Source organism: Cellulophaga lytica DSM 7489 (assembly GCF_000190595.1).
GTDB classification, from domain to species: Bacteria; Bacteroidota; Bacteroidia; order Flavobacteriales; family Flavobacteriaceae; genus Cellulophaga; species Cellulophaga lytica.
In genome coordinates this window covers 2,115,537-2,137,220 of sequence record NC_015167.1, presented here as the reverse complement: position 1 = coordinate 2,137,220, position 21,684 = coordinate 2,115,537, and the positions used below count along the sequence as shown (strand labels likewise).

The window sequence follows — 21,684 nt, the reverse complement described above, 5'->3', positions numbered from 1 at the left end:
ATATTTTACCCCCAAGTAACAGTTATTGCCTGTAACTTTACTTATTTATTTGTGAGGCATTTAAGCTAATTCTGCCGATGTAGTTTCTGATGCTCTATTAATTTTTTTCACCAAGCCTTGTAAAACTTTACCAGGACCAACTTCTGTAAATAATGTTGCACCATCTGCAACCATATTTTGCACACTTTGTGTCCATTTTACAGGAGCTGTTAATTGTGATATTAAATTCTTCTTTATTTCCTCTGCATTTTTTACCGCCGTAGTAGGTACATTTTGGTAAATTGGGCAACTTGGCTCACTAAAAGTTGTATTTTCTATAGCCGCAGCTAACTCTTCTCTTGCTGGCTCCATTAAAGGCGAGTGAAATGCGCCACCAACTGGTAATAACAAGGCCCTTCTGGCACCTGCTTCTTTTAATTTTTCACAAGCAGCATTAATTGCTTCTACTTCTCCAGAAATAACCAATTGCCCTGGACAGTTATAATTTGCAGCAACAACAACACCGTCAATTTCTTCGCAAACTTTTTCTACAACAGCATCTTCTAAACCTAAAACAGCTGCCATTGTACTAGATTGCATTTCGCAAGCTTTTTGCATTGCTAAAGCTCTTTTAGATACTAGTTTTAAACCGTCTTCAAAAGTTAGTGTTCCATTTGCTACTAATGCTGAAAATTCTCCTAATGAATGTCCTGCAACCATATCTGGCTTAAAAGTATCTCCCATTACTTTACTCATTATAACAGAGTGTAAGTATATTGCTGGTTGTGTAACTTTAGTTTGCTTTAAGTCTTCTGGTGTACCTTCAAACATAATGTCTGTAATACGAAAACCTAATATGTCATTTGCTTTTTCAAATAATTCTTGTGCCAAAGGGTACTTCTCATAAAGATCTAACCCCATTCCTACAAACTGTGCTCCTTGACCAGGAAATATATATGCATTCATCTTTTTTATTTTTTAAATTGATTGACAAAAATAAGTAAACTTATGTAGAACGCATATTGCTTTTATCAAAGTTTATTCCTTGTCTTTAAACCAACTAGAATATGTTACGTAATTATTAGCTATGCGGTTCACTTCTCCTTCGCTCAATTCTATGCTTATATCCTTAATCTTCTTTGCTGGCATACCTGCAAATACCGTTCCAGAAGGTATATGCGTACCTTTTGTTACAACTGCGCCTGCAGCAATAATGCTATTACTTTCTACCACACAATCATCCATTACAATACTTCCCATACCTATTAAAACATTGTCTTTAATAGTACAACCGTGCACAATTGCATTGTGACCAATAGATACATTATTACCAATTGTAGTAGGACTTTTTTTGTAAGTACAATGTACAACTGCACCGTCTTGTACGTTTACTTTATCTCCCATTTTTATAAAATGTACATCTCCACGTAATACAGCATTATACCAAACACTACATTGTTTACCCATTACCACATCACCAACAATAGTTGCATTTTCTGCTATAAAACAGTCTTCTCCTATTTGTGGTGATTTACCATTTACTTCTTTACAAATCATTTACGTATAAAGTTTAAAAAATTATTCAAAATAAGATAAAAGCGCTTTCTTTTTAGATGCAGAAACCAATAACTCTTTACCATTGTGTAAAACCACACTACCACCTTTACCTTTCTTATATTTAGCTATAGCATTTACGTTTACTAGGTACGATTTATGAATGCGTGCAAACGGAAAATCTTCCATTGCTTCTTCAAAATACTTTAGTGTTTTACTTACTAATATCTTTTTATTATCTAGGTAAATTTCGGTATAATTATCATCGGCTTTGCAAAAAAGAATATCAGCAACATTTAAAACCTGAAAACCATCTTGCTGCGGTAATGTTATTTTACCATCTATTTTATTAGTTTTTGGCTGTAAAATTTGGTCTTCCAAAGCATTTTCTTTGCTTCTAATTTCACCTACATATTCTACCGCCTTAATTAACTCGTCTATATTAATGGGTTTCATTAAATAATACGCTGCATGACTATTTAAAGCATCCATTGCATACTGGTTATATGCGGTAACAAAAACAGTTTCAAAAGTTCTGTTAGGCACTTGGTCTAGCAAATCAAAAGCATTGCCAAATGGCATTTCTACATCTAAAAAAATTAAATCGGGTTGGTGTTTATTTATCAGCTCTAAGCCTTCTTTTATAGATGCTGCTTCACCAAGTAAATTTACACTAGCACAATATTTAGATAAGTAATTGGTTAAAATTTCTCTACTATTAGCTTCGTCTTCAACTATAATTGCGTTTAATTTCATTTCTTTATTTTTTAATAACCAACTACTACTAATCTTTTTTTAAGGTTAGTGTAACTTTTGTTCCTGTTCCATTACTGCTTAAGTCTGTAACAACAACATCTACCTTATCCTTATACATACTATTTAAAATAGCAACTCTTTTTTTAATATTACCCATTCCTTTAGAGCGTTGCTTTTTTTGATTTTGCGTTTTTAACTCGGCAGATTTTTTTCTTCCTATACCATTGTCCTCTATAGTAATTTCTATTGCCTCTTTATTTTTTTGTTTTAGGTTGATGTTTAAATACCCTAATTCGTTTTTGTAGCGTAATCCGTGCCAAATAGCATTTTCTATATAAGGTTGAAGCAGCATTGGCGGAATTTGAAAAGCTGCAACATCTATATTAGGGTCTGTTGTTATAGAGTAATTAAATTTATCTGGAAAACGAGAATGTTCTAACTTAACATACAACTCTAACAACTCTAACTCTTTTGTTAACGGTATAAAATCTTCCTCAGAATTTTCTAAAACGGCACGCATTAAGGTAGAAAACTCACTTAAAAAACGGTTTGCACTACGTTCATCACTCTTAGAAATGTAATTATTAACAGAATTAAGGGCATTAAAAATAAAATGCGGATTCATTTGTGAGCGTAATGATTTTAATGCCAAAAGGTTGTTTGCTAACTTTTGCTGCTTATTGCTTCTGTAAAAGAAAAATGCTGCAATACCAAAAAGAAACATACCCAAAACTAAAGCGTAAATTATAATTTTTTGCTTGGTAGATGTTGTTGTGTACAAATCTTGCTTAGTCTGTTCCAAACTAGACTTACTTTCATAAAGTTCCTTATCCTTTTCTAAACCAGTTATACGGTTTTGCTTTTCTGCTATTTGTTTACTTAAGCGCTCTGCTCTAGATATTTCTTGTTCTTTACGCGCATACAACGTATCTGCTACAGCTGCATATTTTTTATAGGTTTCTAAAGCTCTAGTATAATCTCCCTTATCATCATACACTTCAGATAGTTTGCGTGTTGCGTCCTTTTGCACTACTAAATCATCTTCAATAGCTGCTTCAGAAATACTTTCTTCTAAATACGGTATAGCCTCATCTAACTTATCTTGTACAATTAAGTTAGTTGCAATTTTGTAATTTATGCGTTGCCTAGTTATTGGCACCTCTACTTTATCTAATGTAGTACTTCTTTTTTCTACTTTCTTCTTAGCTGAGTTTTCTAATAGCTCTATGTCTTCTAAACTCTGCTTTCTAAGCTTCATTTCTTCATTATACAGATTGTTTTTATTATAAAAATCTGCAGCTCTTTCACTTACCTCTAAAGCACGTTGTGGAGCCTCTGACTCGGCAGATTTTAACGAGTTTTTAAAGTAACCTACTGCCTCTTTAGTTTGGTTAGCATCACCATAAGCCTCTGCTATTTTGGTATTTAAATCTGTAATTTTTGGCTTTACAAGTTCTTTTTTAGCTATGTCTAAACCTTTAGTATAGTTGCCTACTGCTTGTTGGGTATTTTTCATCCCTTTATAAGCATCACCCAAACCTTCATACACAAGTATTTTTTGGTACATAGACAGTTTTTTATTGCTTAGTAACGTTGTAAAAAGTGTCTGTGATTTTTTGTATTCTTTATTTAAAAGATAAGCATTGGCCAACAATAACTGAGACTCACCTGTAGTGTTATAAGTTAAAGACTCCTTGTAATTATCAACAGCAAGGTCGTACTGCTTATGATATTGGTATATTTCACCTAATAAGGCGTAAGATACTGCACGCTCTTTATTATTACCTCTTTTACCTAATTGCTCCAAAGAAAGCCTAATATAGTCTATACTTTTGCCTATATCTGTTTTTTTAAATTGCTTGGCAGAATCTATATACATTTTATGCAAAGCACTTTTGCTTATTTGCGTATCCTCATCTAAACCTTCTACCAAAACATCTACATCTTCATCATCTTTAATCCGATATTCTACAGTTTCAAATTCTAAACTTTTAAACAATAAATAATCTCCAACTTCTGCTTTTATGCGGTAAGCTCCAAAAGCATCTGTATATACAACACTGCCACTAGTAGCAGAAACTTCTACACCAGAAATAGGACTTCTTTTTTCTTTAGTTTTTACTGTACCCTTTATGGTAAGTTTTTTAGTAGTATTAACCTGAGAAAAAGCAATTGCTGTTACAAACAACAATAAAAATAGTATGTGCTTTTTTAACTTCATTTTTACAATTAGATATGGTAAACTTAGTTGTTTTATCTGACTATAAAAAATGCTAAAATGCTGCTTTAGCTATAAAAACCTCTGCTTAAGACCTCCTTACAAAGTTTACTGGTTTGTTTACTCACTCAAAATACCAGTTCCCTCATTACCTGTTTTTAATTATAAACATTAAAAATACTTTTACCCTGTAACAAATAAAAAAGTAACAAGATGAAAAATGTAAAACAAATAGCAAGCATAGCATTACTAACCTTTTTTGTAGGAAGCACTTTAAGTTGCGAGGCAAAAAGTAAAAAGGAAATAACTTTAGCCACACAAGCTTTAGTAGAAACTAAAAAGCCAGATAAAAATGTAGTTAAAGTAGCCTTGTTATTAGACACTAGTAATAGTATGGACGGATTAATAAACCAAGCAAAGGCACAGCTTTGGGATATTGTAAATAAATTTAGCTATGTAAAATGTGGTAATGAAGACAGACCCCAATTACAAATTGCATTGTATGAGTACGGTAACAGTACTATTGAAAAACAAGACGGTTACATTAAACAAGTAATTGGTTTTAGTACAGATTTGGATGAAATATCTGAAAAGCTATTTTCTTTAACTACCAATGGTGGAGATGAGTATTGTGGCCAAGCAATAAGCACGTCTATTAAAGATTTAGATTGGGGCAAAAACCCTGATAACTTAAAAATGATATTTATTGCTGGCAACGAACCCTTTAACCAAGGCAAAATAGATTATAAAGATGCTACGTCTGATGCTAAGGAAAAAGGTATAATAGTAAATACTATTTTTTGTGGAGACTATAACCAAGGTGCAAATAGCTACTGGAAAAGTGGTGCACAATTAACAGGTGGAGAATACATTGCTATTAACCACAATAAAAAAGTTATACATATAGATACACCTTATGATGATGTAATTATTACGCTTAATAAAAAATTAAACAAAACATATGTGTCTTACGGTAGTTTAGGCAGTTCTAAAATGGCATTACAATCTGTACAAGATGATAAAGCTGCAGAAATGGAAGAAGCTGTTATGGTAAAAAGAGCAGTTAGCAAAAGCTCTAGATTGTATAATAATGCCTCTTGGGATTTAGTGGATGCTTCTAAAAACAAAAACTTTAATGTATCTAAGATAGAGAAAAAGCAATTACCAAAAGAGCTACAAAATAAAACTAATAAAGAAATTGAAGCTTTTATTGAAACTAAAAAAATAGAACGAAAAAATATTCAGCAACAAATTAAAGAAGCAAACCAAAAACGTGAAGCTTATATTGCTAAAAACCAAAAAGAAGGTTCTAAAGGCGAGTTAGAAAATGCAATGATTTCTGCCATTGTAAAGCAAGGAAAAAGCAAAAATTACACTTGGGACAAATAAACTACAGATAAAAAAAGCCTGTGATTAAAAGATCACAGGCTTTTATATATTTTATTTTTTTTTAATAATTTACAGCAGGGCACTTACAGTCAAATCTTTTTTCTGATACTTGTCCAAAATTATAACCTAAAGTTAGTTGATGAAAACCTCCATTATCAAACCTAATATCTCCCATTTGGTACGAGTAATTGTAAGACACTAAAAAGTTTTTATAGTTAACACCAACAATAGGTGTAATTAATTGTAATCTTTGTTCTTTGGTACTTCCGCTTGTATTTTGGTACAAAGCACCATCAAAACTACGCCTGTATGATATTCCTCCCCAAAGTGTACCAAAGTCCATACTACGGTAAACTTTAGCATTCATATCTATAGTTTTTTCTTTGGTAAAATCTGTCATTTGCAACATTAAAGATGGCTCTAATTGCCAATCTCCTTTGCCAAAAACATAGCCTGCAGACAATACGTATCTTCTTAAATTGTCTACAACAGTAGCATTTGGGTCATCTGCTCTGTCTTTATAATACACATTACGCTTGCTATTTAATACATTTAAAATAGTAGCATGGGCATAAAACTCCATATAGTTATATGATGCTCCCAAATCCATATTATAGTATGATGAGCTAATGTTTCCACCAGTAATAATAGGGTCTGGCGTAACAGAATTAAACTCACTTTCATCTAAATTACTCTGCATAATACCAGCACTAATACCAAAAGAAAGCTGATTTAAGTTTCGTAAATCTCTAGAAAAACGCAAATGGTGTGCGTAAGTTAATTTTACACCTGTTTGTGAATGGTAACCGTTAGCATCATTAAAGATAATTGCACCAACACCACTTTTCTCATTTAATCTAAAATGTGCATTTATAGTTTGTAAGTTAGGAGCTTCTTCTACATCAAACCATTGTTTTCTAATAGTTGCTCTAATTTTTCCTCCTTCACCTATACCTGCCATAGACGGGTGCACTAAGTAATAGTTATCCGATAAATAATCAAAATAGACCGGTATTCCTTCTTGTGCTGTTACACTAGAAACACCAAGCAACAAGAAAGAAAACAAGGCTAAGTATATGTTTTTCATAAATAAGGGCTAAAAGTCCAAAAGTATTAAATTTATATTAAAACGTTTACAACCACAATATTATTATGTATGCTATGAGTGATTTTGTTTGTACTTTTGTAAAAATTATTTTTTTAAGATGAAAGAGCACAATATAACTATATATACAACAACAAATCCGGCTATTTTAAAGTTTGAAACAAATCACTTTATAACAAAAAATAATAGCTACGAGTATAAAAATATTGATGAAGCTAAAAACTCGCCTCTAGCACAACAGTTATTTTATTTACCTTTTATAAAAACTGTTTATATATCTGGTAACTTTATAGCATTAGAGCGTTTTGATATTGTTGCTTGGGATGATGTTAGGGATGAAGTTGCACAACAATTAGTAGATTATTTAAATAGTGGCGAAGTTGTGGTACATGAACAAGAAGATCCACAAAGTGTGCCTGCAACAGTATACGCAGAAAACACACCTAACCCAGCAGCTATGCGTTTTGTAGCTAATAAATTAATTGTACCAACAATTTTTGAGTTTAAAAACAAAGAAGAAGCAAAAGATTCTGACTTAGCTACAACTTTATTTCAGTTCCCATATGTTAAAGAAGTCTTTTTAGATGAAAACTATATTTCTGTTACAAAAACAGATGAAGCAGATTGGAATGAAATAACGCTAGAATTAAGAGAAAGCATTCAGGCTTTTTTAACTGAAGGAAAAGAAGTTGTATCTGCCAATAGCATAAGTAAGCAAAAACAAGAAGCGCCTGCTACACAATTACAAGATGAAAACTTAGACGATACCTCTAAACAAATTATAGATATTTTAGAAGAGTATGTAAAACCTGCTGTAGCTAGTGATGGCGGCAACATTATGTTTAAGTCTTATGATGAAAATACCAAAAAAGTAAATGTAATTTTACAAGGAGCATGTAGTGGTTGTCCGTCTTCAACTTTTACCCTTAAAAACGGTATAGAAAATATGCTAAAAAATATGATGGGAGACAAAATTGGAGAGGTAGTTGCCTTAAATGGTTAACAATCAGTTTTAAATGTGAATTAATTTTGCTATTTTTAGAGAAATCTAAACACATTAATTATGGCAATTTTAAAAGTTATTGAAGTATTATCTAACTCTGATAAGAGTTGGGAAGACGCAACAAAAAAAGCAGTTGTGCAAGCATCTAAATCTGTAAAAAACATTAAATCTGTTTATGTGCAGGACCAAAGCGCAATTGTAAATGATGGTGAAGTAACAGAATTTAGAGTAAACCTTAAAATTACTTTTGAAGTAAAATAACGTTTACTACACAGAATAACACAAACAAATAGCGCCTAACGGGCGCTATTTGCATTTTAAAGCACTATTAATTTTACTTTAAATTAACTTTTTAAACTATTAGTAACTATTAATAAAATAAGCCATTACAAGGTCTTTACAGTCTTAAATTAAAATTTACATACAATTACCAATACAACAAATAAACAATTGATAAAGACAGCCTAATAAAGTTACACGGCATTATTTTTAAACCATTAAAATGAGTATGAATATAATGTTAAAGCCCATTTATAAAACTATATTTTTTCTTTGCTTTGCATAAAAACATTAAATAAATATGAAGATGGATTTCTTATCAGACTACGAAGAATATGCAGAAAAATTTATAGGAAAGTTTTGGGAGTTTTTACCAGACCTAATAGCGGCAGCTTTAATATTAATTGTTGGACTATGGGTTACTAAATTTATTAACCGTATGGTTGCTAAATTCTTTTCGGTTAAGGATTATGACCCAACTCTAGAATCTTTTTTACAGAGCTTTATAAAAATTGCTCTTAAAGTAGTTTTATTTGTATTAGTAATTACACAATTAGGCGTACAATCTTCTTCTCTAGTAGCTGTTATAGGTGCCGCTGGTTTAGCAATTGGCTTAGCTTTACAGGGTTCTTTAGCTAATTTTGCTGGTGGTGTTTTAATTTTATTGTTTAAGCCTTTTAAGGTTGGAGATTTTATAACAGCACAAGGTATAGACGGTACAGTTAAAGAAATATCTATTTTTACTACCAAGCTAAATACTTTTGGTAACCAAGTTGCAATTATACCAAACGGCGAATTGTCTAACAACAACATTGTAAACTACAATATAGAAAGTACACGTAGAGATAAAATTACAGTTGGCATTGGTTATAGCTCTAATATTAAACTAGCTAAAGAAATACTTTTACAAATTTGTAGCGAAAAAGAAACAATATTAAAAGATCCTGCGCCAGAGGTATATGTTGCAGAACTTGCAGATAGCTCTGTAAACCTTTCATTACGTTTTTGGGCTAAAAACGAAGATTTTTGGGAAGCACACTTTTACGTTATGGAAGAATTAAAACTTAGGTTTGATGATAATAACATTGAAATTCCTTTTCCACAACGTGTTATGTATCAAGGTCAATAATTAAATTTTAAATAAATAAAACCATAACCTCATTTAACTACCGTTAAATGAGGTTATTTTTTGGATTTAGGTTTTTGAAGCATAAAATCCTTTAAATAATAAGGCTCAAAATAAGCCACATCTTCTAAAGCTACATTTGTAAACTTTACAAAAGACAATGCACACATTTCTTTTGCAGAAGGTACAGCATCTAAAATATATACTGCTTTATTACTTTGTAACGTATCTTTAATTTTGGCTGCTCCAGAACCTATAAAATGTACTTTATTATACGTGCTTAACACATCTTCATAGGAAGTTTCATCAATAATTTTTGCTTCTGTTTGTGTAACTTGGTTGTAATCTGTGTCATAAACAGCAGAGTACACCTCCATACGCCTTGCATCTAAAACAGCAACAACAGCCTCATTCTTTTTTGGTTTTGTTTGATGCGCTAAACTAGATAACGTGGCAACAGAAATTAGTGGTATATCTAAAGAGAAACATAATCCTTTAGCTGCAGAAACTCCAATTCTTAACCCTGTATAAGAACCAGGACCTTTACTTACTGCAATTGCATTAATATCTGTTATTGATAATGATGCATTTTGTAACACTTCCTCTATAAAAATATGCAACTGTTCTGCATGCGAAAAACTAGCGCTATTAAATTCTTTTAGCGCTAACATTTTACCGTCTTTAGCCACACTTACAGAGCAGTTAGTAGTAGCTGTTTCTATATTTAAGATAATTGCCATAGCTTACAAATATACAAGTTATAACACAAAAAAAGTCCATTAAACAATTAGCTCAATGGACTTTTTATGTTGTATAGTAAGTTTACTCTAGTGTAACTGGTATACCGTAGTAAATTTCTAATATTTTAATTCTAAAGATGTAATTATACTTTGCGTTTACAACATCTATAGCTGCATTATCTAATCTAGATTGTGACTGACTAAAATCAAAAGCATTCATTAAACCAACATCAAAACGTTCTTTAGCAAAATCATACGCTTGCTTTCTTGCATCGTACGTTTTTTGCGCTGCCTCATATCTTTTTCCAAAAGACCTAACATCTAAGTAAGCCTGGTTAATGCTTGCTTCTAATGCTAATTTTTCTTGCTCTGCTTGCAGTTTCGTTTGCTCTAAATTAAGTTTAGACCTTCTAATGTTATTACGTACACTAAAACCGTTAAAAACAGGCACACTTAAACTCATACCATAACCAATACCATCATTCTCTGATAACTGATCTGTAAAACTTGCATTAGTAATACGTTTAACAAAACTAGAGTAACTAGTATTATAACCAACAGATGCACTAAGTGTAGGATACAGAGCCCCTTTAGCTATTTTAACATCTTTTTCTGCTATATCTATATTAGTCTCTGCCAATTTTATATTACCTCTAATTGTAAGTGCTTTATCATACACTTCCTTAGCCGTATAATTGTATATTTCTGATGGAGGAACATTATAAGTGGACTCTGCTATATCAAAATTTTGATAATCTGTAATTTGTAATAATTGAGCCAAAAATAACCTTCTTAAAACAACATTATTTTCTCCATTTACTTTTTGTTGCTCATAATCTGCAATAGTAGCTTCTAGCTCTAGCAAATCTCCTTTTGGCACAGTACCAGCTTCAACTAGTGCTTTTGTACGTTCGTAATCTTGATCAGAAATTTCTGCCTGAAGTTCTACCACCTTTAAAGACTCTTTGGCTGCCAATACATCTAAATAAGCATTTGCTACATTAAGCACAATGTTGTCTTTTATACCATCTAACCTATATTGACTAGCAATGGTATTTAATTTTGCTTTATTAAAGTTATGTATGTTACGTAAACCGTTAAAAAGTGTAACTCCAGAAGATACACCAGCGTTTAAAGAGAAAAACGTACCTGATACCCTTTGATTTGTAGTTTGATCAAAACCAGAACCCTTACTCCATGAACCATTAGTTGAACCATTTAAGTTTGGTAAAAAATCTCCCAAAGCATCAGACTCTCCTAATTTTGCACTTTGCAATTGCAGCTCTAATTGTTCTACGTCTATATTGTTTTCTAGTGCATAATTTATACACTCTTCAATACTCCATTTTTTTTGCTGTGCGTTAGTTAGCCCAACAACAAATAGAAGCAGCACTATTGTTATTTTAAGTTTCATATATTTTAGTTTGATGATTTTACTGTTTTTACCTACTATTCTTCGTCAGTAGTTTTTTCTTCATCATCACCTTTTTTAATAGGCTCAGTTTTGTTCCAAATTTTAACAGCATCATTTTCTGTAAGTCCAGATAGTATTTCTACGTTTACACCATCAGAAATACCAATTTCAATATCTTTACGCTCAAACTGCTGATCACCTTTAGCAACTTCTACATAAGGTTTATCTGTATTTTTATCAAACTGTAATAATGCTTCTGGTAATACCATAACATCATTTTTCTTTTCTAATATAAAAGATGCATTTGCGCTATAACCAGCACGTATCATTACACCTTCATCAACCACAACATCACCCTCAATTTTAAATTGAACAGCACCTGTTTCTTCCACTCCCTTTGGCGCAATAAATCTTAATTTAGCATCAAATTCTTTATCATCTACAGCTCCTAAACTAACTTTTAAAGGCATACCAACTTTAAGTTTTCCTACCTCACCTTCATCTACTTTACCCTCAAAAATCATTTTTTTAAGGTCTGCAATAGATGCTATAGTTGTACCATCATTAAAGTTATTACTTTCAATTACCTGGTCTCCTTCCTCTACAGGAATTTCTAAAATTGTACCACTTACTGTTGCTCTAATATTTGTATTTGCACTAGAAGAACCACCAGCAGAACCTTTTCTAATAATTTGATAATCTGCTTGTGCATTAGATACATCTTGTTGAGCTTGGTCATACCTTAGTTTAATATTATCAAACTCTTGTTTAGAAATAACGTCCTTTTCAAATAACAACTTATTTCTTTCAAACTCTAATTTTACATTATTTAATGCCAATTGGGCAGTTTTAACTCTACCACTAGCTTGGTTTAAAGACTGCTCATTAGGCACAACTTTAATAACGGCAATTAAATCTCCAGACTTAACCTCTACTCCTTCTTCTAAATATATTTTTTCAATAATTCCAGAAATTTGAGGCTTAATTTCTACTTCTTCCTCCGGTACTAATTTACCAGTAGCAACAGATTTTTTCTCTATACTAGAGATAAATGGTTTTTTTGTTTCATAAGAAATTGAAGACTTACTATTTGTCTTAATAAAGAAGGCTGCTGCCCACAATACAGCCAATACAGCTACCACTATTAGTGTATATTTTAGCACTTTATTCATTTTGATTGATTTAGTTATATTTAGTTATTATTTTATTCTTCTCTTAATGCATCTATTGGTTTAATACTTACAGCTCTTTGCGCAGGTATTAAGCCTATTAATGTTCCCAAAACTACCATTATACCTAATGCACCTAACACATAGGATATTGGTAAAGTAGGGTTTGTATATGGAAAATCTGTTCCTTGCGTAGCCGCATCTATACAAAACAATACAAATGCCCCTAACACAATACCCATAATACCAGAAACAACTGTTAAAAAAACAGACTCTAGTAGAATTAGGTTACGCACCTCTCTAGGTGTTGCTCCTAAAGCACGCCTAACACCTAACTCTTTAGTACGTTCTTTTACAGATATTAGTAATATATTACCAATACTAATTACACCTGCTAATATGGTTGCTATGCCTACTATTAAAGACAAAAATGTAAGTCCTTTTGCAAAGCCAGTAATTCTATTAAAAATTTCTCCTAAGTTAAAAGCTCCAATAGCTCTTTCATCATCAGGATTAACTCTGTGTATACTTTTTAATACCGCTTTTACATCTTTTTCTGCTTGTATAACATCTGCATCATCATAAGCTGCAATTGTTAGCCAATCTACATTTTCTCCTGTATTGTATAATTTTTTATAGGTAGAGTACGGTATATACATATCTGTATCGCCTTCAAAGCCACCACCAGGAACGTATTTATGTACACCTACTATTTGAAAATAAATATTATCTACCCTAACAAATTCTCCTATTGGATTTTCTCCTTCTTCAAAAAGTTCTTTTTCTGTACGCTCTCCTATAACTACAACTTTACGAGCTTGCTCTATATCTTCATCATTTATAAAACGACCACCATCATATATTTTCTTGGTTGCTATTTTTGTATAAATAGGAAAATCTCCGTAGACAGGTGCTGTACCAGATTTTTGTCCTCTAACCACTGCTGCCTGGCTACCACCAAATACTCCTTTTGCGTTTCTTGGAGCTATGTATTGTATTTCTGGAATTCTGTTTTTTAATGTATTTACATCATCTAATTTTAATTGTAAAGAACGTCCCGTTTTAAACCCTTCATAAGGCATACTTGTACTCTGTGCCCAAACAAACATACTGTTCATTGCTGTACTCTCAAAAGCACGTTCAAAACCGTTATCCAAACCTTTTGCTGCACCAGCTAAGGCTATGTATATAAAAATTCCCCAAAGCACACCAACTACGGTAATTGCTGTTCTGGTTTTATTTTTTCCAATAGAACCAAAAATCTCTTGCCAAGTATTACTATCAAATATAAACTTCATACTATTCGTCTCTTAATGCTACAATTGGTTTAATCTTGGCCGCTTTTCTGGCTGGCACATATCCTGCTAGTGCACCACATATTATTAATAGAATGGTTGCAAAAATTGCAATTCCGGTGTCTATATATGGGTCGGTAATAAAATAATCTTCTAAAGTATCTCCCATTGCATTGAGGAGTACTGTACCTAAAATCATCCCTATAAAACCAGATATTGTGGTAATAAAAATAGATTCTAACAAAATGGTACTAATTACAGATTTAGGCGTAGCACCTAGTGCTTTACGTATACCTAATTCTTTAGTACGCTCTTTAACAACAAAAACCATAATATTACTAATACCTATAATACCCGCTATTATTGTCCCAAATGCTACAAAAGAAACTATAATTTGCAACACACTTGCTAGTTGCTGATTTTGCTTTAGCTGATCTGCAATGTTTCTAATAAACAACCCATTTTCATCATTAGGATTGATAAACTTTTTGCTTTTAAGATATTTTTCTAAGCTATTTTCTAAAGACATAGCTCCAGAGTATCCTATTTGTGGCCTAAAACCAAGAACTATTTGACCTATTTTGTCTGTGTTTTTTTCTATAAGTTGCCTTGTAGTGTACGGAATGTAAATTTTTCGTTCTTCATTATCTCCACCATCATCCTGAAAAACCCCTATAACCTTAAAAGAACTACCTGCAATATCAATATATTCTCCAAGAGATTCTTCTCCTTTAAACAAATCTTTTTCTACCAACCTACCAATAACGGCATACTTGGTTTTGTCTTTTATATCTTGATTGTTGATATAACGACCCTTCATTATTATAGTCTTCTCATTAAATTGATGAGAAGGAGCTACACCCATATTAGTATAATTATTAGACTCGTTTTTGTATTTAACCAAACCGCCCCTAGTAATTCTTGGCGTAACATAGTCTACAAACATTGCAAAGTTTTTTTCAATGTCCTCAAGGTCACTATTATCAAACTCTATTTGCCTATCTGCTTTGTAACCAGAATAAGGAACAGATGTTCTACCAGGAAATATAAAGAATACGTTGGTTGCATCATCTCCAAAAAATTTAGCAAACGTATTTGTAAGTCCGTTACCAAAGCCAAAAAGTACAACAAAAATGAAAATACCTATTGCTACTGTAAAACCAGACAAAAAAGTCCTAAGCTTATTTTTTTGAATAGTTTCAAAAATTTCTTTCCAAGCGTCTCTACTAAACATACTGCGAAGCTCTTACTTGGTCCACCTTTTTATCTTCTACAATTACACCATCTTTTAAGTGCACAATACGTTTACACATATCTGCAATGTCTGGCTCGTGCGTAACTATTAAAATAGTATTTCCGGCGTCATTAATCTTTTGTAAAAGATCCATAACCTCATAAGATGTTTTACTATCTAAGGCACCTGTTGGCTCATCTGCCATTAATACTTTAGGTTCTGCTGCCAAGGCTCTAGCAATAGCCACACGTTGTTTTTGTCCACCAGAAAGCTCACTAGGTAAATGGCCTGCCCATTGTTTTAAGCCTACTTGCTCTAAATACTTAAGTGCTTTTACTTGGCGTTCTTTTCTGCTAACACCTTGGTAATATAAAGGAAGTGCTACATTTTCTGCTGCACTTTTGTAATTGATAAGATTGAAAGATTGGAAGATAAACCCTAAGAATTTATTTCTGTACTTAGCCGCCTTTGTTTCATTAAGATTTACAATTGGCACACCATCTAAAGTGTAAGTACCTTCATCTAAAACGTCTAACATTCCTAAAATGTTTAGGAGTGTAGATTTTCCAGATCCTGAAGAACCCATAATGGCTACAAGTTCTCCTTCTTCTACATTAAAATTAATGCCTTTTAAAACGTGTAACGAGTTGCTACCCATTTTGTAAGACTTATGAAGGTCTTTTATTTCTATCATTGGTGTTAGTTTTTTTGGCTTTGTACTTAGTACATCTGTAAGACTACCCAACTTATATTTAGTTACACATAAAATGTGAAAAAAATGTTAAAGTTAAATACGGTACAATCACAATAGCCCTAAAGCCTTTAAAAATGTACTTTTTATAACCTATAAGAAATTATAAAAAAAGTTACAATAGTAAAATACTGGTACAAGTATGCTAAGAAAACTAAAATTATATAACGTTATTACTAACGGAATGTTAAAACCAACTAAGCCTTCATTTTTTTGTAAACAAAATAAAATAATACACCTACTAAAACATAGGGCACAGCCATAAGGTACTTTATTCCATTATTTACGCCTTCTGCTACAGCAACATTCCCTTCACTTTCTAAAACAGCCCTACACATAGCACATTGTGCTTCTGATGTCTGCGGAATTAAAAACAAGAATATAACAGCAAAAAATAATATTTTTTTCATAACGGTAGGTTTAAACATAATAAGGAGATATCATTACGTATACAATAACACCCGTAACAGCTACATACAACCAAATTGGAAATGTAATTTTTGCGAGTTTTCTATGCGCATTATACTGTTTTAAATAGGCTTTAGCATAGGTTTTCATAACTAAAGGAATTATTATAATAGATAGTATTATATGTGTAATTAGTATAAATAAGTAAATGTACTTAACAATACCCTCTCCACCATAAGCCGTAGATTCTGATGTCATATGATAGGCTATATACATCACTAAAAATGCTAATGAGAAAACAATACAAGTGGTCATTAAATTTTGATGTAGTTTTTGTTTGCCATTTTTTATAGCAATAACAGCCGCAATTAAAAACACTGCCGTAACGCCGTTAATAGTAGCATAAATAGGAGGCAAAAAAGATAAAGGTTCTACGTTAGGTATTTTAACACGAAACAAAAGTGCTACAACAACAGGCACAATAATAGATACAATAGTAATTATTGTATTAAACCTTTTTTCCTTAAAATTCACATCTTCAATCTTACTCATCTAACAACTTTTTAATATCTTCTTTTAATATGCTAATTTGTTCTTTTTCTCCTTCTTCATTAGCACCTTCTTCTTCAGAAATTGTTCCCCTGTAATATATAATTGGGTTTCCAAACTCATCTACTCTAGAGCGTATGTAACCTCTTTTATCTACTAAGGCAAACATACCAGAATGTTCAAAACCGCCAGGTACATTAGGGTTTTGTTGTGCAAATATATTAAAGCCTTGGTTAGCAAGTTTATATATTTCATCTCTTTGCCCTGTCATTAAATGCCAATCTAAATTTGTAATACCGTAAGTTTCTGTATACTTTTTTAATGTAGTTGGTGTATCTGTTTTAGGATCTATACTAAATGATGCTATTCCAAAATTCTCTACATCTTTAAAGCTATTTTGAATCTGTACTAAGTTTTTGGTCATTACAGGACAAATGGTTGGACAAGAAGTAAAAAAGAATTCGACAATATACACTTTACCTAAATAATCTCTATTGGTTACAACTAAACTATCTTGATTAATAAAGGTAAACTCTGGCACTCTTTTTTTACTACCATTGATTTCTACGTATGCAAGGTCTCCTTTGTTATCCTTTTTGTTCATACGGTCATTCTCAACTATGGCATCATCCTTAATTCTGCTTACTATTTTAGGTATAAAAATAATTCCGAACACTAAAATTATAAACGAAATCCAGATATAGTTATAATTTTTCTTCTTCATACAATAGAGTTTATTATTACTTACGCTCTGCGTTATTCTTTTTTAATGCCATACGGTATTCTGCTAAAATGATTTTTACGTCATCTTCCATCTTATTATTTAACTCCGCTACAGAAATAGTGTTAAATCCGTATTTAGTACCTTCATCTTCATCATCTGTTCTTCCACGCAGATTTAAATCTTTATCCACTATAAATACATAAGGAGAGCTTAAATCGTCTTCTAAAACAATATCAGTCTTTAGTTCTTTATGAAACGATTGTATTTGAGATGCGTTACCGTAAACAAATTTCCAGTTTTTAATATCTGCCAATACAGACAATTCTTTTTTAAGCTTTTCAACCTCTTGTTCTTGCCCATTGGCCACAAGCATTACAAATTGAAAATCTTTAAACTCAAAAAAGTGTTTGTATATTTTTTGATTTAAATTAAATGCAGTTCCTTTTTTCTGATCTACATTGTTACCCAAAAAACCTACAATAGATATTTTGTTTTTTAAATGTGTATCTGTAGTAAAAGCTGTTAAATCGCTAACATTTTCTGTTAGCACAGGAAGCCTACCAAAATTATGTATGCCACTGGCAAAAAAAAGGTAAGCTACAATTGGTAGTATAAATAAAACTACCATTACAAAGGTTTTTTTCATAATGGTACAAAAATAAAAAAAGACGGTCTAAAAACCGCCTTTATGTATTGTTAAATGATGCTAAATGTTAGAAGTTCCACTTTATAAAACCACTGTGGTAAACATCATAAATGTAACTACCTTCTGTAAGTAGTATAAACACTAAATAACTAATTAAAAATACTGGTGTCCATACTATAGATCTTCTAAATCCTTTTTTCTCGTCACGTAAGTGCATAAAGTCCCAAGCAATGTAATATGCCTTAACTATTGTAAGCACAATAAAAATTAAGTTTAGAGGCTTTAAATAGATAAATGGAGACAATAAAAAATTCATTGTAGAACCAAGTATACCTGGTTCAAAAGCAGATATTAATGGTTTCATTAATACCGTTGGTTTATAGATACCTAAAACTACTTCTATTAAAGTTACAAAAGATAAGAATGCTAATACACCCCATATTTTTTGAATGTTATTTTTAAACTTCCAACGCCCTCTAAAAATTTCTAATTTATGTTCGTGTGCCATTTTATACTATATTATTATACGTAATGTAATTTTTTTTTTAAAAACTGCTATTATACAAGGTAGAAGAAGGTAAATACAAATACCCAAACTAAATCTACAAAGTGCCAATAAAGACCAACTTTTTCTACCATTTCATAATGCCCTCTGCGCTCATAAGTACCTATAATTACATTAAAGAAAATAATGATATTAATTAATACACCAGAGAATACGTGGAAACCGTGAAAACCAGTAATAAAGAAAAAGAAATCTGCAAACAATCTGCTTCCGTACTCATTGTGAATTAGGTTTGCCCCTTCTACTACGTATTTAGATCCAGCTAATCTTTTTAAAGATTCCTCTCTAGATAAAACTATCTTATGTCCGTCTTCATTAATATTTTCTACTCTTACTAATATATTTGGATCTGCTTTAAAACCTGTTACAACTTCATTAACTGAGTATGATGGCAAAGCACTTTCTCCAAAAAACCAAACACCTTTATTATTTGTATGGTCTATTCTTTCCTCATGTAAAGGAGTTGCAAAATCTCTAATTGCAGCTCTCTCTCCTGTGTCTGCATTAACAAACTGTAGTATTCTACCACCTTTTGTTTCAATAGCTCCAAAATCACCTTTAATAAAGGTAGCCCATTCCCAAGCTTGTGAACTTAAGAATATAATACCACCAATTACAGTAAAGAACATGTACCAAATAACACTATTCTTTTTCATTTTATGACCTGCATCTACAGCTAATACCATAGTTACAGAAGACATAATTAAAATAAATGTCATTATAGCAACATAAATCATAGGATAGTTACCGTGAACTAAAGGAACGTGTGTAAACACTTCATCTGCTATAGGCCAGCTATCTGCAAATTTAAATCTAGAAAATCCGTAAGCAGCTATAAAGCCCGAAAAAGTTAATGCATCAGAAACGATGAAAAACCACATCATCATTTTACCATAGCTAGCGCCTAAAGGTTTGTTATTACTTCCTCCGCTCCAAACACTTTCTGCTGTACCTGTTGTTACCGTAGTATCCATATACAATTTAAAATTTATAAACTAAGAACGCTTAACTACGCTCTATTATTTTTAAAAAACACTTAAATAAACCTTAAGTCTAATTAAGTTTCGCAAATTTACATTTTTTTCGGCTATACAAAAACCAAATTTTAACTGAAATTAACTTTATTTCTATTTATTATCGATATAAATAGAAAAACAAGATTAAATAAACCCATAACAAATCTAAGAAATGCCAAAAGGTTGCTCCAATTTCTAAACCATTAACCTCTGTAGATGAGTACTTACCTCTAATTTGGTTAACTATTACCACTATTAAAGATACAAGTCCGGCTACTACGTGAGCAACGTGTACTACAGCAATTAAAAATATATAAGACATTGTTATGCTACTTGTTGGTCCTGTAAAGTAAAAACCATTCCCTATTAACTGAGAAAAACCAACAAATTGTAATATTATAAAAGCTATACCCAACACTAAAGTAGTCCACAAATATATGGTTGCTTGTGACTTTTTATCTTTTTTAGTTGCTTGTACAGCTAAAAAGTATGTAATACTACTTACTACAATAATTAAAGTACTCCAGAAAAAAGCAGATGGCAAATCAAAATCTTTTAACCAATCTTCTCTAGAACTACTAACAATGTAAGCACTTGTCCATCCCGCAAATGCCATAATTAAACTAACAATACCAAACCAAAGCATCATTTTTTTAGCATTGTCTGATTTTTGTTTTTCTGACTTATGAGTTAAATCCATTTAGTAAAACTTATTTATTTTATAAGGCAATATTATAGTTGCCCACTACTATTTTATTACACAAACTTATCTACCACATATACCACTTGCATAAGTGTAATATAAGTAACACTGGCCAACATTAATTTTCTTGCAGATGCATTGTCTCTATTATCAAACAAACGAAAAGCAAAAAACAACATTACGCCACCCATTATAAATACAATTACGGCTGCCACTACAGATAATTGTAATGTTCCAGTAACACCAAAAGCAGGCACTACAGAAATTAACATCATCCAAACCGTATACATTATTATCTGAATAATTGTTCCTTTGTCTTTTTTACCGGTTGGCAACATTTTAAATCCTCCTTTTTTATAATCTTCATCTAACATCCAACCCAAAGCCCAAAAGTGAGGAAATTGCCAAAAAAACTGAATCATAAATAACGTCCCCGGTTCTATTCCAAATTCATTAGTTGCTGCAACCCAACCCAGCATAAAAGGTATTGCCCCAGGAAAAGCCCCTACAAAAACCGCTAACGGAGTAATGGTTTTTAACGGTGTATAAACGCAGGTATATAAAAATATTGATATTGCTCCAAACATTGCTGTCTTTGGATTTACAAAATACAAAGAAACAATACCCGCTATGGTCATAGCTATTGCCACTACAGATGCCGTTGTAACCGTCATTCTACCAGAAGGAATAGGTCTGTTTTTTGTACGGTTCATTAACGCATCTAAATCTTTTTCTATAATTTGATTAAATGCATTTGATGCCCCTACCATACAGTAACCGCCAAAAGCTAAAAGTAATAGTACTGTAAAATCTATTTTATCTGCGCCTAAGAAATAACCAGCTATTGAAGAAAAAACTACACTTACAGCTAGCCTCGCCTTTGTTATTTCTTTAAAATCTGCAAATGCCGAAACATCTGTAGCTTCTTTTACTGTACCAACCGCAGTTTTCATTCTTATTTTTTATGGACTGCAAAGATATAACCTAAATGATTTCTTTACAACCAATTATGAAGGTTTATATTTTTGTTAAAATTTTTACCCAATACAAATAAAAAGGCC

General features: G+C 31.8%; 23 protein-coding genes. 4 read left to right on the top strand and 19 right to left on the bottom strand.

What is annotated here, in order from left to right:
- Positions 1-60: 60 nt before the first annotated feature.
- The 4 genes from fabD to CELLY_RS09545 all read right to left on the bottom strand — a co-directional run bounded on the left by fabD (position 61) and on the right by CELLY_RS09545 (position 4,510).
- Entirely contained in the window at positions 61-945 is an 885-nt protein-coding gene (gene fabD / locus CELLY_RS09560) for an ACP S-malonyltransferase (RefSeq protein ID WP_013621472.1), read from the bottom strand.
- A gap of 72 nt (positions 946-1,017) precedes the next feature.
- Positions 1,018-1,536, bottom strand: a complete 519-nt coding sequence (locus CELLY_RS09555) for a gamma carbonic anhydrase family protein (RefSeq protein ID WP_013621471.1) — start codon at positions 1,534-1,536, stop codon at positions 1,018-1,020.
- Between the two features lie 21 nt (positions 1,537-1,557).
- Entirely contained in the window at positions 1,558-2,289 is a 732-nt protein-coding gene (locus CELLY_RS09550; protein ID WP_013621470.1) for a LytR/AlgR family response regulator transcription factor, read from the bottom strand.
- 28 nt (positions 2,290-2,317) lie between these two features.
- Positions 2,318-4,510, bottom strand: a complete 2,193-nt coding sequence (locus CELLY_RS09545; protein ID WP_013621469.1) for a tetratricopeptide repeat-containing sensor histidine kinase — start codon at positions 4,508-4,510, stop codon at positions 2,318-2,320.
- A gap of 210 nt (positions 4,511-4,720) precedes the next feature.
- Between CELLY_RS09545 and CELLY_RS09540 the strand changes: the two genes are divergently transcribed.
- The gene (locus CELLY_RS09540; RefSeq protein WP_013621468.1) at positions 4,721-5,896 is read left to right on the top strand and encodes a vWA domain-containing protein; all 1,176 of its coding nucleotides are present in this window, start codon (positions 4,721-4,723) and stop codon (positions 5,894-5,896) included.
- Between the two features lie 61 nt (positions 5,897-5,957).
- Here the strand turns inward: CELLY_RS09540 and CELLY_RS09535 are convergent, their stop codons facing one another.
- A complete protein-coding gene (locus CELLY_RS09535) occupies positions 5,958-6,983 on the bottom strand; it encodes a PorP/SprF family type IX secretion system membrane protein (RefSeq protein WP_013621467.1) in 1,026 nt (341 codons plus the stop codon).
- Positions 6,984-7,101: 118 nt separating this feature from the next.
- On the opposite strand from CELLY_RS09535, the gene CELLY_RS09530 reads away from it, so the two are divergent.
- The 3 genes from CELLY_RS09530 to CELLY_RS09520 all read left to right on the top strand — a co-directional run bounded on the left by CELLY_RS09530 (position 7,102) and on the right by CELLY_RS09520 (position 9,412).
- Positions 7,102-8,004 carry a NifU family protein gene (locus CELLY_RS09530; RefSeq protein ID WP_013621466.1) on the top strand — a complete coding sequence of 301 codons (903 nt, stop codon included), beginning with the start codon at positions 7,102-7,104 and terminating at the stop codon, positions 8,002-8,004.
- A 60-nt stretch (positions 8,005-8,064) separates the two neighbouring features.
- Complete coding sequence (locus CELLY_RS09525; protein WP_013621465.1) at positions 8,065-8,265, top strand: dodecin family protein; 201 nt, start codon at positions 8,065-8,067, stop codon at positions 8,263-8,265.
- A gap of 325 nt (positions 8,266-8,590) precedes the next feature.
- Positions 8,591-9,412, top strand: coding sequence for a mechanosensitive ion channel family protein (locus CELLY_RS09520; protein ID WP_013621464.1), 822 nt, complete (start codon positions 8,591-8,593; stop codon positions 9,410-9,412).
- A 53-nt stretch (positions 9,413-9,465) separates the two neighbouring features.
- Here CELLY_RS09520 and tsaB read toward each other — a convergent pair whose 3' ends face one another.
- The 14 genes from tsaB to cyoE form a co-directional block, all read right to left on the bottom strand.
- Entirely contained in the window at positions 9,466-10,149 is a 684-nt protein-coding gene (gene tsaB, locus CELLY_RS09515) for a tRNA (adenosine(37)-N6)-threonylcarbamoyltransferase complex dimerization subunit type 1 TsaB (protein WP_013621463.1), read from the bottom strand.
- 82 nt (positions 10,150-10,231) lie between these two features.
- Positions 10,232-11,563: a TolC family protein gene (locus tag CELLY_RS09510; RefSeq protein WP_013621462.1), complete on the bottom strand. Its 1,332-nt coding sequence runs from the start codon at positions 11,561-11,563 to the stop codon at positions 10,232-10,234.
- A 35-nt stretch (positions 11,564-11,598) separates the two neighbouring features.
- Positions 11,599-12,735 carry an efflux RND transporter periplasmic adaptor subunit gene (locus CELLY_RS09505; protein ID WP_013621461.1) on the bottom strand — a complete coding sequence of 379 codons (1,137 nt, stop codon included), beginning with the start codon at positions 12,733-12,735 and terminating at the stop codon, positions 11,599-11,601.
- Between the two features lie 32 nt (positions 12,736-12,767).
- Positions 12,768-14,030, bottom strand: a complete 1,263-nt coding sequence (locus tag CELLY_RS09500; RefSeq protein ID WP_013621460.1) for an ABC transporter permease — start codon at positions 14,028-14,030, stop codon at positions 12,768-12,770.
- Position 14,031: 1 nt separating this feature from the next.
- Positions 14,032-15,261, bottom strand: a complete 1,230-nt coding sequence (locus tag CELLY_RS09495; protein ID WP_013621459.1) for an ABC transporter permease — start codon at positions 15,259-15,261, stop codon at positions 14,032-14,034.
- On the bottom strand, positions 15,254-15,955 hold the full coding sequence (locus CELLY_RS09490) for an ABC transporter ATP-binding protein (RefSeq protein ID WP_013621458.1): 702 nt from the start codon (positions 15,953-15,955) through the stop codon (positions 15,254-15,256). Before CELLY_RS09490 ends, CELLY_RS09495 begins: the two co-directional genes overlap by 8 nt.
- A 254-nt stretch (positions 15,956-16,209) precedes the next feature.
- Complete coding sequence (locus tag CELLY_RS09485) at positions 16,210-16,422, bottom strand: hypothetical protein (RefSeq protein WP_013621457.1); 213 nt, start codon at positions 16,420-16,422, stop codon at positions 16,210-16,212.
- A 10-nt stretch (positions 16,423-16,432) separates the two neighbouring features.
- The gene (locus CELLY_RS09480; RefSeq protein WP_013621456.1) at positions 16,433-16,972 is read right to left on the bottom strand and encodes a DUF420 domain-containing protein; all 540 of its coding nucleotides are present in this window, start codon (positions 16,970-16,972) and stop codon (positions 16,433-16,435) included.
- Positions 16,965-17,693: an SCO family protein gene (locus tag CELLY_RS09475; protein ID WP_013621455.1), complete on the bottom strand. Its 729-nt coding sequence runs from the start codon at positions 17,691-17,693 to the stop codon at positions 16,965-16,967. Before CELLY_RS09475 ends, CELLY_RS09480 begins: the two co-directional genes overlap by 8 nt.
- Positions 17,694-17,709: 16 nt before the next feature.
- The gene (locus tag CELLY_RS09470) at positions 17,710-18,339 is read right to left on the bottom strand and encodes a hypothetical protein (RefSeq protein ID WP_013621454.1); all 630 of its coding nucleotides are present in this window, start codon (positions 18,337-18,339) and stop codon (positions 17,710-17,712) included.
- A 67-nt stretch (positions 18,340-18,406) separates the two neighbouring features.
- Positions 18,407-18,847, bottom strand: a complete 441-nt coding sequence (locus CELLY_RS09465) for a cytochrome C oxidase subunit IV family protein (protein ID WP_013621453.1) — start codon at positions 18,845-18,847, stop codon at positions 18,407-18,409.
- A 50-nt stretch (positions 18,848-18,897) separates the two neighbouring features.
- Entirely contained in the window at positions 18,898-19,878 is a 981-nt protein-coding gene (locus CELLY_RS09460) for a cytochrome c oxidase subunit 3 (protein ID WP_013621452.1), read from the bottom strand.
- Positions 19,879-20,038: 160 nt separating this feature from the next.
- Positions 20,039-20,620: a cytochrome c oxidase subunit 3 gene (locus tag CELLY_RS09455; protein WP_013621451.1), complete on the bottom strand. Its 582-nt coding sequence runs from the start codon at positions 20,618-20,620 to the stop codon at positions 20,039-20,041.
- A gap of 56 nt (positions 20,621-20,676) precedes the next feature.
- The gene (gene cyoE, locus CELLY_RS09450; RefSeq protein WP_013621450.1) at positions 20,677-21,576 is read right to left on the bottom strand and encodes a heme o synthase; all 900 of its coding nucleotides are present in this window, start codon (positions 21,574-21,576) and stop codon (positions 20,677-20,679) included.
- Positions 21,577-21,684 lie beyond the last annotated feature (108 nt).

Excerpts from the sequence above, each read along its gene's own strand:
- CELLY_RS09470 (WP_013621454.1), bottom strand. The coding sequence starts at position 18,339 with ATGAAAAAAACCTTTGTAATGGTAGTTTTATTTATACTACCAATTGTA.
- CELLY_RS09495 (WP_013621459.1), bottom strand. The coding sequence starts at position 15,261 with ATGTTTAGTAGAGACGCTTGGAAAGAAATTTTTGAAACTATTCAAAAA.
- CELLY_RS09545 (WP_013621469.1), bottom strand. The coding sequence starts at position 4,510 with ATGAAGTTAAAAAAGCACATACTATTTTTATTGTTGTTTGTAACAGCA.
- CELLY_RS09455 (WP_013621451.1), bottom strand. The coding sequence starts at position 20,620 with ATGGATTTAACTCATAAGTCAGAAAAACAAAAATCAGACAATGCTAAA.
- CELLY_RS09480 (WP_013621456.1), bottom strand. The coding sequence starts at position 16,972 with ATGAGTAAGATTGAAGATGTGAATTTTAAGGAAAAAAGGTTTAATACA.
- CELLY_RS09530 (WP_013621466.1), top strand. The coding sequence starts at position 7,102 with ATGAAAGAGCACAATATAACTATATATACAACAACAAATCCGGCTATT.
- CELLY_RS09550 (WP_013621470.1), bottom strand. The coding sequence starts at position 2,289 with ATGAAATTAAACGCAATTATAGTTGAAGACGAAGCTAATAGTAGAGAA.
- CELLY_RS09500 (WP_013621460.1), bottom strand. The coding sequence starts at position 14,030 with ATGAAGTTTATATTTGATAGTAATACTTGGCAAGAGATTTTTGGTTCT.
- CELLY_RS09525 (WP_013621465.1), top strand. The coding sequence starts at position 8,065 with ATGGCAATTTTAAAAGTTATTGAAGTATTATCTAACTCTGATAAGAGT.
- CELLY_RS09460 (WP_013621452.1), bottom strand. The coding sequence starts at position 19,878 with ATGGATACTACGGTAACAACAGGTACAGCAGAAAGTGTTTGGAGCGGA.
- tsaB (WP_013621463.1), bottom strand. The coding sequence starts at position 10,149 with ATGGCAATTATCTTAAATATAGAAACAGCTACTACTAACTGCTCTGTA.
- CELLY_RS09465 (WP_013621453.1), bottom strand. The coding sequence starts at position 18,847 with ATGGCACACGAACATAAATTAGAAATTTTTAGAGGGCGTTGGAAGTTT.
- CELLY_RS09555 (WP_013621471.1), bottom strand. The coding sequence starts at position 1,536 with ATGATTTGTAAAGAAGTAAATGGTAAATCACCACAAATAGGAGAAGAC.
- fabD (WP_013621472.1), bottom strand. The coding sequence starts at position 945 with ATGAATGCATATATATTTCCTGGTCAAGGAGCACAGTTTGTAGGAATG.
- CELLY_RS09510 (WP_013621462.1), bottom strand. The coding sequence starts at position 11,563 with ATGAAACTTAAAATAACAATAGTGCTGCTTCTATTTGTTGTTGGGCTA.
- CELLY_RS09475 (WP_013621455.1), bottom strand. The coding sequence starts at position 17,693 with ATGAAGAAGAAAAATTATAACTATATCTGGATTTCGTTTATAATTTTA.
- CELLY_RS09505 (WP_013621461.1), bottom strand. The coding sequence starts at position 12,735 with ATGAATAAAGTGCTAAAATATACACTAATAGTGGTAGCTGTATTGGCT.
- CELLY_RS09540 (WP_013621468.1), top strand. The coding sequence starts at position 4,721 with ATGAAAAATGTAAAACAAATAGCAAGCATAGCATTACTAACCTTTTTT.
- CELLY_RS09535 (WP_013621467.1), bottom strand. The coding sequence starts at position 6,983 with ATGAAAAACATATACTTAGCCTTGTTTTCTTTCTTGTTGCTTGGTGTT.
- CELLY_RS09520 (WP_013621464.1), top strand. The coding sequence starts at position 8,591 with ATGGATTTCTTATCAGACTACGAAGAATATGCAGAAAAATTTATAGGA.
- CELLY_RS09490 (WP_013621458.1), bottom strand. The coding sequence starts at position 15,955 with ATGATAGAAATAAAAGACCTTCATAAGTCTTACAAAATGGGTAGCAAC.
- CELLY_RS09485 (WP_013621457.1), bottom strand. The coding sequence starts at position 16,422 with ATGAAAAAAATATTATTTTTTGCTGTTATATTCTTGTTTTTAATTCCG.
- cyoE (WP_013621450.1), bottom strand. The coding sequence starts at position 21,576 with ATGAAAACTGCGGTTGGTACAGTAAAAGAAGCTACAGATGTTTCGGCA.